Here is a 10641-nt window from a genome sequence, read left to right on the forward strand (position 1 = left end):
TTCGCGTCTCGCTGCTTCGGAAACCAATGGGCTTTCGGCAGCCGTTTGAAGAGCTGATGGTGGAGGCCCGTTAAAGGGCCATCTCGTAAATCCGGTAGGTCTTGTAGCGCTGATAGCCGAGGTTCTTCGCCACCGCGTTCATCTCGTCGTTGTTTTCCAGCACCCACGACATTTCCGCTTCGCGGTACCCCGCCGCGCGTCCGCGCACATCGGTTTCGTAATTGAGCACCGTGTCGATGCCGCGTTTCTGATACTCCGGCAGGATGCCCATTACCAGCACGCGGATGCGTGTGCAGACTTTGCGGACCTTCGTGAGCCATAACAGTTTGAACAGGCCGAAGGGGAAGAGGCGGCCGTGCACGTGGATCAGCGCCTGGTTGATGTCGGGTAGTGCCAACGAGAAGCCGACCGGACGGCCATCGACCTCGGCGAACAGGACGATGCGCGGATCGATGATCTGCTTGAGCTCATTGCCCAAGTGGCGGAACTCGGCCTCGTCCATGGGCACAAAGCCCCAATTGGGCGCCCAGGCGCCGTTGTAGATGATCTTGACCCTGTCGACTTCTTCGTCAAACCGGCGCATGTCGATCGGACGTATCGTGACCCCGACGCGCCGGCGGATTCGGTCGACCAGACGGCCGGCCCGGTCATCAAACTTTCTGCTGTCGTCGGTGTGGTAGGCGTACACATCCATCGCCTTGACCATGCCATACCGCTCGGCGAAGTCGAGGTAGTATGGCATGGTGTAGGTCATCATGATCACCGGCGGGTGGTCGAAAGCGTCAACGAGAAACCCGATCTCATGGTTGGTGGTGAAGTTGGCCGGCCCGCGCATGTGCGTCATGCCGCGCGCCGCCAGCCATGCCCGCGCCGCGTCCCAGAGGGCGCGCGCGGTCTCGAAGTTGTTCTCGCACTCGAAGAATCCGAAGAAGCCGGTCTTCTCGTTGTGCGTGCGGTTGTGCGGATGGTAGATGTGCGCGCTGACCCGCCCGACCACCTGGCCGTCGCGCCGCGCCAGAAACAGCTGCACCTCGGCGTTGGCGAAGAACGGATTGCGCCGCGGATCAAAAAACGCCCGCCGCTCCGCCCGCAACGGACAGACCCAGTGGGGGCAACGCGCGTAGAGCTGCTCGGGAAAGCGTAGAAATTCTTCGCGATCGCGTCTGCTGTCGGCGGGTGCGACGACGTTGCGCGGCTGCATAAGATAAACAAAGAGCGAAGGTCTCGTTGTCAGGTCAAGTCGCTAATCTCATGGCCCGCATGCATCGCACGCCAGCGTCAGCGGCGACGCGGAGCGAAAAGCGACGTTCACCAAACGCACTATGTCAGAGACATCCACCACTCCGTCGCAGTTGTTGTCGGCGAGCTCAATCGGGCAGTAGGGAGTGCCCGTGCCCGCCGCGCCACGGAATGCCCGCCCCACAGCGCTGACCACGTCCAATACATCGATGACTCCGTCACACTGCGGGTCGGACAGACAGGGGCACACGCAGTCGCACAGGGCGGTGGCCAGTTTGGCCGGCGGTGAAACCGAGCCGCGGTTGTCGAGCGCCCGCACGCGAAGCGCGGTGTCCTCCGGAACGAGATTCATCCCTCCGACCAGTGTCGGGTATCCGAATTGTACCTGACACAAGACCGAATCTGCGCTTGTCGTGACCGTGTCGCAGAAGTTGTCAACGAAAAGGCCGCCGTAGCCAGCCCGCCATTGGTATGCCACCACCACCCCGTCCGAGTCCACGGCGTTGGTTCGAAACCAGGTGATCGTGCCATTCTCCACACAGGTGTCGCATGCGCCGTGGCATAGGAGAGACGGTGGAGAAAGTATGCGCGGAAGATGGTTGAACGAGTTGTCCACCGCCACGATCATCTCGGCCAGGTAGGTGTTGGAGTTGTCGTACACGGAAATCGCATCAATCTCAACGATGTACTGTCCTGTCGGAATGCTTCCGAGCAGCGGTACTGCGACTCGCTGTGCTCCGGCCGGCTGCACGACGGGTCCCAGGAAGCCAACGGTTGTGGATCCCTGGTACACCCGAATGAAAACCTCCGCCGCATCGGTCAAGTGATAGTCGGCTAGGACGAAACCGGTATCTGGACTAAAGTCGTTTGGTGGAAGATGGTAGGCGCCGATCGCGATCACGTCAATGCCGATCTGAAATCGATAGATCCCTGAGTTTCCGGTGAACTCCGTCGTCAGAAGCGCGTCCGCCAGTTGCATTGGCCGACACGAGGTGATCGGCACGCATTCCCGTCCGTGCGCGATGGCAAAGTCATGCGGACGAACCACAACCCCATCCGGAAGCCGGAACCGGTAAACCGCCAGCGGCTCCAATGATGGACTGAACTTGTACACGCGGCCGCTGTCCGCGTCCAGTGCGTACAGATTGCCAAAGTTGTCGACGTCGACGGACTGCAAGGTCGTGCCTGGCAGATCGAATTCGTCAAAGTTATAACCGAACGGCGCGTAGGGAGATCGGATCAACCGGCAGACGCGGTGGTTCCCTTGGTCGGCCACATAGATCACCGTGTCGATCTGCGCGCCGTCCACGACACTCCGACCGAAGCACACCGACGACGGTGACCGGAATTCCAAGATGCCACCCCCGCCCGTTGGCGGGCCGATCCGCTCCGGGGCGCCGAAGCCGAACAACACGACCTGATTGTTGCCCTTGTCGGCCACCACCATCCGAGTCTCCGCGCGATCGACATCCGTCGGGTACTGGAAGCCATAGGTGTACTGCGTGCGATAGGTCACGCCCGTCGTGCGGTCGTCGGGGTGGTTGGGCTGCGTTTGCAGCTCATACTCCGCGATGCGATTGTTTCCCGCGTCCGCGATCCAGTAGACATACGGTCCGCCGCAGATGCCCATCGGTCGATTGAATTGCTCCGGTCCGGGGCCCTGCGAGCCAAACGGGGCAATAAACTCCGGTTCATCGGCATCGGCGCCCAGAACCTGCGCCCATGACCAGTCCGTCACCGCAACATAGTCATGGACAGCGATGTTTGGGGAGTAGTCCACAGCGGCGCAGACTCCCCACGGCACGCTGGCGATATCGTGCCCGAACCTCCGACGGCTGGAAGCAGACGTGAAGACCGCCATGCCGGGATAGAGTTCCTTCTCGAGAAGAACGGAGTCGCGCTCAAGGTAAGTGAAGTCGCCAAGTAGCCCCGTTGCGGTGGCAGCGGCGACCGGACTTCCTCGGTGTGCCTTCGACACAGGCCCAGACAGTCGCGCCAGTGGGGAGGCGGCCGGAATCGACGATTCCGGGATCATCCACCGTCCCCGTTCGTCGCGCACGAATGCGACGACTTCGCGGGTCATGGCCATGCTGGAATCCGCGCACCTCGTCAGGATTCGGATGGGCACACTGGCCACCGTTCCTGAGACCACGGGCGCATCGGGGATGCAAGCAACGATTTCTTCGCTTGAGCCGGCAACACTGCTGGCTGCGGCGGAGACGATTCCGGGGGACGCGACCGGCGCCAGTGGCGGTGCCGACAGAGCAACGCTCCCGTTGACCGGCCCGAATCGCAGTTCCTGAACCAGCCGCCCAATGGCCAGTTGCAGACGTCGCTCGTCGCCCAAGTGCGCGCTGGTTCTCTCTGCAGGACGAAACGCCGCATCCCCTGTTGCCGGGCAGATGACCGCAAGCACTCCTGCCGCCAGCACGGCGTTCCCGATCATCCCTCGCCGCCGTCGCATTGCTCATCCCTCCCTCTGGGGTGGTCCGTGCCGTCCCATGGCCGTTGCCGCGCGGATTCCTATTTCTTGCCGGCTGAATCCGCGGGCACAGGCATCGCCTTGTAGACGCCTGTGGAGCGGTCCAGCTTGTAATAACTGACGATCCGCTCGCGCTTGTCCTCCCAGGGTCGGAAATCATAGTTCGCCGCGCGCATCTCCGGGATGCCGTCACGATCCACATCGAGTGTGTCGAACTCTGCGGCGTCAAACCATGCCACGATCTTGCCCGCAACGCCATCCCAGCGCACCAGCACATGACCATGCGCGCCCCCCGCGCCGAATGCAGCCACACTGCTGACAACGACCGTCACGCCGGAATCGTTCTTGCCCCCTAACCTCATCCACCTCAAGCACGGCTGAGGGGCACTGCCTCCGGAGACCGCCGTGTCCCAGATGATCTGGGCGCGATCACCCTGGCGACGGATCGCCGCGCAATAGAGATCGTTATCGCCGCTGAACGCGCAGAAGGACAGGCCGCCCGCGGCGGTCAAGGAATCGGTATTGTTGCCGACGGCCGGAAGTTCGATACATCGACCAGACGAATGCACTGTCAGAGGGCCGTACCTCATAATCTCGTTGAGAATACCGACAGGCATCGAGTCCGCCAGCACGGCGGCCAAGGCGGGTGCCAGCTGCAGAGTCTCATTCCGGGTCATCCACGCGGCTACCGTGTCACGTTGGGCGCGCGTGTCGGCCAAGCACGAGTCGCCGAACCACAGGGACATGGCCACGAATACTGCCACAGGCAGTGCGTCTCCTGAAAACCGCCACGGGCGGCACCGATGTTTGTAGGTCCCTGCTAAGAGTGGGTCATCATCGTTCGATGGGTGCATGTATTGACTCCTGTCGAACACTGGTCAGGCGAATGTCACAATGCAGTTGCGGACCCGAATGTCATCCGAATTCTGAGGCGAGCTCAGCGGCGGCAAGTACCCCCTCCGGCCATCGCGATGCACGTTGACGGTAAGGTGGCCGGGCTAGCGCTGAACCCCGTTTCGTTGCTCAGGTGGCCGCCGCCCGCTGACCAAATCGGGCATGAACTCAAAGCTTCCTCGTGCTTTGTCGAAGCGGAACACGGATTCCGAATGCAGATGACCGCGCGCGTCCTCTCTGATCCACACCACGATTTCCATGACGCCATCTCCATCGATATCAACTGTCTCGATCAAATCGCCGGCAATGGGATGGGCGGCGATGTGCGGAGAGATGACCCGGCCATCCTTTCCATCCCATTGTAGCAAGACCTTGGCAGCCGCGCCTTTCGCGCTCACAATGCCCGTCGCCGAAAGCGTGGGCCACTTGTCCGGTTCAACACCTAACCTCATCGTATCCGGGCAGATGCCAGGAAGGGCGTACGGTAACGTCGTATCCCATACGACCTTCCATTCACCATCAAGGCTTGTGAGCACGGCATAGTAGCTCGTCGTCCACTGCCCAGTGCAGGCACAGTAGACTGCCTCCGCTCTGGATTCAGCAATCCCGGATGAATCGCGGTGCAGCTGGAGGCATCCAATCGCCCCGCCGATTGCCGATGGGTTGCGGAAGAGGAGGATATGCGACGCGACAGAATCCGGTATCGACACAGAGAGGAGTGAACACGCCGTCGGCGGGATGCCGACTCCCGAGGTAGCCCACTTTGCTTCCGTTGCCTCGCTGTATCTGACTAGGCGATCCCGAACTTCCATTCGGTCAGGATGTCCGGGTCCGGCCTCAATGTCATATGAATTGCTCTCCACAATTCCAACTGTTGTAAACGCCCAGAATGCGAGAATTGAACAAATCCGGTTCACCTGGTTTGGCGATTCCATCTTGCACTCCCTGTCAGTGTGGGCGACAGATATCAATAAAGCCGTACACGTTATGCCCGTAAGGTCCAGTGCCACTTGATCCGGACCCGCCGTTATATTTGTTCAGCGCCTGCTTCCATCGCTCATTCCATGCCAATCCGTCGTCAGTGTGACTATCGAACATCCAACGCAGATACTGTGTGCCGAACGCGATGTTTAGTGATGGACTCACTAAGTCGGCGGGATTCCCTCCGTCACCGCGATTCCATGCTAATGGGTGTAGTGTCACCTCCCACCAGAGTTGCTTGAGTCCATAGCTTCCAGCCATCGGCGTTTGGGCCACGAAATCCCGTGGCGCGAGTTCCAACCCTTGATCGGTATTGTCAGGGTCAAAGTAAACCTCATATGCCGTGATGAATCCGTCCATGTTCGCGTCAGTGCCCGCATCTACATACCGCGCACGAAAGGCAATATCGTCGGATCGCAGTCGGTCCCCTTGCGGCTGTGATGGTTCTGGCCAGCCGGAGCCTACGGCCATGTTGTATTGATTGTACGGATATTCATCAAGCGCGCTTCCTCGAGCACCACGGGCAGATCCGACCGCGATGTACTTATAGTCGAAGTCTTCGAGTTCGTAGGCGTATGCTGATGGATTAAAGGACGCGTCTTCCTCGTAGATCTGCGCCTTGGAGAGTGTCGGCGGCACTCCGTATTCCGCCGACATCTGGATGATCAGCGCATCGTACTCGTTGTGCTCAGTTCCCAAGAGGACGTTTGGGTCGACGTCGATTGACGTTTCGGCCGTCTGCCGTCCCAACGTGGCGCGAACGCGCCACTTGCGCGTGGTGCCATTCTCTGGTTTGAGCGGATAGAAATCGCCGTTGCCCAGATTCACAAGGAATTGCGTCTCGTTGGGATCGCCGTTACTCGTTCCGTCCGTGTTCAAGACTGTCCAGGCCACGCCGGGATCGCTGGCCTCCCCGGGGCCGCGCGGGCTGATGACCAGCGACCCGCCAACGCCGATGGCGTTGGCCTTCAGCTTCAGCGTATCGCCGTAGAGCACTCGCGGGCAGTCGATGCACCCGGCCGCACCCCATGCCGGAATCGTGACTCGTTTCGGCTCGCCCAGTGCCAGATATGATGACAAGGACCCGACCGCCCCCATCCCGTCACTCAGAACCGTCACGACGTTATACTCCCCCGGCGGGAGCCCGTTACGGGGAACGGAGACCTCCAAGTCCACATCCCGGAATGCCCCGGCGGGCACTGGAGTCCCCGGGGAGGGAAAGAAGATCTGACCGTTCGACTCGATCGCGGCCCAGACGACTCGTCCGGCGGCGGCGGTTTCCCCGCTGATGTGCATGCTGACGGCAGTCATGCCGCAACAGTCCACATCAATGATAGGATCGCCACCACCACCGCCACCCCCGATGAAGGTTGAATCACATCCGCATCCCAGTTCACCAATGCAGTCGCAATCGGGGCAGTCGGCGATGCAGCAACCCGTGACGGCAAGGCACGCGACGAATATCGCGGCTATCGCTCCCAGTTTACTGCTTCCGGTCGGTCGACGTGCGGAATCCATCCACGGCTCTCCGGCGCATCCCATTTGCAGCCGGGACTCCGTGCATCAAAGTGCGTGCCAATCACATCGCCTTCAGTCCTGTTTTTACGGTCTATTATGGGACAATGAGTTAGACACGCCGACAAGTCCTGCTCGCAGTCGGATTTCAGGTGCCGGTGCGTCACCTGACGCAGTCTAAAATTGGACAATTCAGTGGAAGTCGTTAGATGTCAAAGGATTGCCGCTGCGTCAGACCCCGACGCAACCTGACGCAGCTGACGCAGCGGAAACGACTGCGGCGAGTGCCACCGGCGCCAGTGGCGGTGCCGGCAGGACGACGCTCCCGTTGACCGGCCCGAATCGCAGTTCCTGAACCAGCCGCCCGATGGCCAGTGGCAGACGTTGCTCGTCGCTCAGGTGCGCGCTGGCTCTCTCCGCAGGACGAAACGCCGCATACCCTGTTGCCGGGCACATGACCGCAACCATTCCTGCCGCCAGCAGGGCTTTTCCGATCATCATCCGCCGCCGTCGCATTCCTCATTACCTGCTCTGGATGGCCCTCGGCATTCCGATGCCGGTGCCGCACGGTCTCCTATTTCTTGCCCGCCGAATCCGCGGGCACAGGCATCGCCTTGTAGACGCCTGTGGAGCGGTCCAGCTTGTAGTATCGCTCTGTGCGAATCGCCTCGAAATCGGGTGGCGTGCGGTCCAATTCCGGAATACTCAGTTCGGGTATACCGTCAAGGTCGACGTCAATGGTGTCCAAGGCGCCTCCAGAAAACTCACCCACAACCCTCCCGGTAGCTCCATTCCAACGTATTAGCGCAAATGTGAAATTGGGACCGATCCCCGAAAGGACGATCGTTACAGCCGTGTCTCCCTGTCCACCGAGGCCGCGATAAAAGCCAAAGCCCGGTTGCGGGTACGAACTTGACAGCGTAGTGTCCCAGATTACACTTGCGCGCTCCGTGGACGCACGTATGACTGCCGCATAACTCGTTGCATCGCCGCTGACAACGCAGATCGTCGAGACAGCAATGTCTGGAGCGCTCTGTTGCCTGTTGAAGTCGGGGATGTGCGCGCACCGCACATGTGAATGAGCCGTCCGCGCGCGGGAGTACTGCAAAATCTCACTCACAATCGCAGATGGAATCGAATCAGAGAGCGCTCTTGCCGTCGTATAAGGCAATGCAAGGGATTCGTTTGTCGTTAACCAGGAAACAAGCGTGTCGCGTTGACTCGGCACCTGGGCAACTACAGCAGACGCAGGATACGCCGCGCTTGGCCCACTGGCTGTGACGGCCAAGGCCACCGACATTGAGATTGGAACCAATCGACGCATGAGTACGATCTCCTCTATCTCGCTATGGGAGCGTAGTGCGGTGCGCGTGACATCACATCGTTTGCGTAAGTCCCGAATGGCGTTGAATGGTTGTAATTTGCCAACGCCGTGCGCCAGCGCAGATCCCACGACATCGTCGGGTCCGCCTGCAGCGCGGCCCTGTCTTTCTTGTGCAGGTAGCCGACGCCAAGGTCCAGGTTCAACGTGGGATCGATCAGTACACTCGGTGAACCCGCGTCGCCCCGGTTCCAGTTCATCTCGCTCTGCGCCGTCGCCCACCAGATTTGCAGCAGGCCGTAGCTGGCGGCAATGGTCGTCTGGGCCACAAACGGGACGATCGGAAAGTCGTCGTAGTGCCAACTGCTGCCCTGTCCGGGGTTGTTCCACACCAACTCCTGCGCCGACAGCACTCCGTCAGGAGGCGAATTGTCCGACAGGTTGTACCGGTTCCTGAAGTAGATGTCTTCGGGATTTGGCAAATCGCCTTGAGAGCGAGCTTCATTCGGCCAACTTTCCATTACGGTGACGCCCGACAGTGGAGTATTCACCTAGGCTTACTCTTTGAGTCGATCGCCCGATGGTATCGTCCGCTTTTCGCGTCGAACGAGTAGATGCTCTGCGCAAGACTGTCCATCGGTTTGGCTGCTGAGCGCCGGTGGTCAGTGGCCAGAATCTCGGCAACTCCATCTCCGTTGATATCCTTTTCTTCAACCCACAGACCACCGGCCCCGCCGAGAAGGTGTGCTCGTGTGCCGGTCCACAACAGATAGTCATACGACTGGTAGCCGCTTGGCGACACCAGACCCCTCAGACCAATGACAACGGAGGAATCCCCCTCCAGACCAAGTGTTGGGAACCCTACGCTGGGCTGCGGAATCTCGCCCAGTATTGTGTCCCATACGATTCCCCAAACACCGGCGACACGCTCGGTGACTCCCACGTAGCTCAACTCCTGACCATCAGTGACCACGCAGAGGACCTGATCTGTCACCCCGCTGGGGAAGGGAAAGGCGCTTGAATCAAGTGCGACGCATTCGATTCCGACATCAAGACATTCTGGACCACAGAGACTCAGCAGGCGGTGCCTGAGGGAGTCAGGGATCTTCTCAACAATCAGAGGGCAAGATCCGGGGTCCAGGGCGCGGATTCCCCCATCGAGTAGCCAGCGTGTAAGCAATGCCCGCTCGTCGGCAATCCCGCCCGGGGATGATGACGCCGCAGGATCATGTCCGCCTGCACACATCATGCATGCTGCAACCAACAGAACTCGGATCATGTGCGCACTGTCGGACAGCGAAGTGTTGCGCCTGGTCACAGCCGTCACTTCATTGACTTGGCATGCAGCGCCAGACCTCTGCGATGACTCGTTCGTCATAGTCTCCATCCTCGTGAGTATAATCAGGACATGCTGTGCAGGGACGACGACCCTTGTTGTACCAAACGAGAGCCGTCCGGATGCTCGCATCCCATCCCGAATCAGGGTGTACAGCCATAAACTGGCCGAGCCGGAGTCGCAGGTACCCTGAGGAAAGCGCGATGTTGACAGGTGGATCCATTAGCTCGCTGGGGCGACCCGCTGCGCCCCGGTTCCAATTCATTGGGCTGAGCGCTGTCGCCCACCAAATCTGAAGCAGGCCGTAGCTGGCGGCGATGGTCGTCTGGGCCACAAACGGGACGATCGGAAAGTCGGCGTAGTGCCAACTGCTGCCCTGGCCGGGATTGTTCCACACCAACTCCTGCGCCGACAGCACGCCGTCCGGCGGCGAATTGTCCGACAGGTTGTACCGGTTCCTGAAGTCGATGTCTTCGGGGTTCAGCAGCCTGCCTTGAAGGCGAGGCCCGTTCGGCCACCCGGAGGGGATGGCGATGCTGTACTCGTAGTAGGGATACTCGTCGATGGCCGGATTGCCTTCCCGCCATTCAGCCCCGATGGAAATCGCGACGTAGTCGAACGTGTAGGGCTCGTACGCATATCCGTTGGGGTTGAATCCGCTTTCCCGCCAGATCTGCGCCTTGACAATGGGCGGCGGCACCCCGTACTGGGCACACTTCTGGATGATCAACGCATCGTATTCGTTGTGCTCGGTCCCCAGCAGGACATTCGTCACGACGTCTACCTTGACGGTCTCCGGGGCGTAGCCGCTCTTGGAGGCGATGATGCACCAGCGGCGGTTGATGCCGTCCTCCGGCTTGAGCGGGTAGAAGT

The 10641-nt window shown here is 60.3% G+C and carries 9 protein-coding genes; all 9 read right to left on the reverse strand.

What is annotated here, in order from left to right; all coding sequences use genetic code 11:
* Nucleotides 1–70: 70 nt before the first annotated feature.
* Nucleotides 71–1201: an N-acetyltransferase gene (locus VNN55_10675; protein HWO58018.1), complete on the reverse strand. Its 1131-nt coding sequence runs from the start codon at nucleotides 1199–1201 to the stop codon at nucleotides 71–73.
* Nucleotides 1202–1249: 48 nt separating this feature from the next.
* On the reverse strand, nucleotides 1250–3685 hold the full coding sequence (locus VNN55_10680) for a hypothetical protein (protein ID HWO58019.1): 2436 nt from the start codon (nucleotides 3683–3685) through the stop codon (nucleotides 1250–1252).
* Nucleotides 3686–3762: 77 nt separating this feature from the next.
* Nucleotides 3763–4485: a hypothetical protein gene (locus tag VNN55_10685; protein ID HWO58020.1), complete on the reverse strand. Its 723-nt coding sequence runs from the start codon at nucleotides 4483–4485 to the stop codon at nucleotides 3763–3765.
* Nucleotides 4486–4719: 234 nt separating this feature from the next.
* On the reverse strand, nucleotides 4720–5550 hold the full coding sequence (locus tag VNN55_10690) for a hypothetical protein (GenBank protein HWO58021.1): 831 nt from the start codon (nucleotides 5548–5550) through the stop codon (nucleotides 4720–4722).
* Nucleotides 5551–5563: 13 nt separating this feature from the next.
* A complete protein-coding gene (locus VNN55_10695; protein HWO58022.1) occupies nucleotides 5564–7114 on the reverse strand; it encodes a hypothetical protein in 1551 nt (516 codons plus the stop codon).
* Between the two features lie 571 nt (nucleotides 7115–7685).
* On the reverse strand, nucleotides 7686–7859 hold the full coding sequence (locus VNN55_10700; protein HWO58023.1) for a hypothetical protein: 174 nt from the start codon (nucleotides 7857–7859) through the stop codon (nucleotides 7686–7688).
* A 590-nt stretch (nucleotides 7860–8449) separates the two neighbouring features.
* On the reverse strand, nucleotides 8450–8983 hold the full coding sequence (locus VNN55_10705) for a hypothetical protein (GenBank protein ID HWO58024.1): 534 nt from the start codon (nucleotides 8981–8983) through the stop codon (nucleotides 8450–8452).
* A complete protein-coding gene (locus tag VNN55_10710; GenBank protein ID HWO58025.1) occupies nucleotides 8980–9711 on the reverse strand; it encodes a hypothetical protein in 732 nt (243 codons plus the stop codon). Before VNN55_10710 ends, VNN55_10705 begins: the two co-directional genes overlap by 4 nt.
* A 49-nt stretch (nucleotides 9712–9760) precedes the next feature.
* On the reverse strand, nucleotides 9761–10641 hold an 881-nt coding region (locus tag VNN55_10715), incomplete at its 5' end, for a hypothetical protein (protein HWO58026.1).

The organism is bacterium, from assembly GCA_035559435.1.
GTDB lineage: Bacteria > Zixibacteria > MSB-5A5 > WJJR01 > WJJR01 > JACQFV01.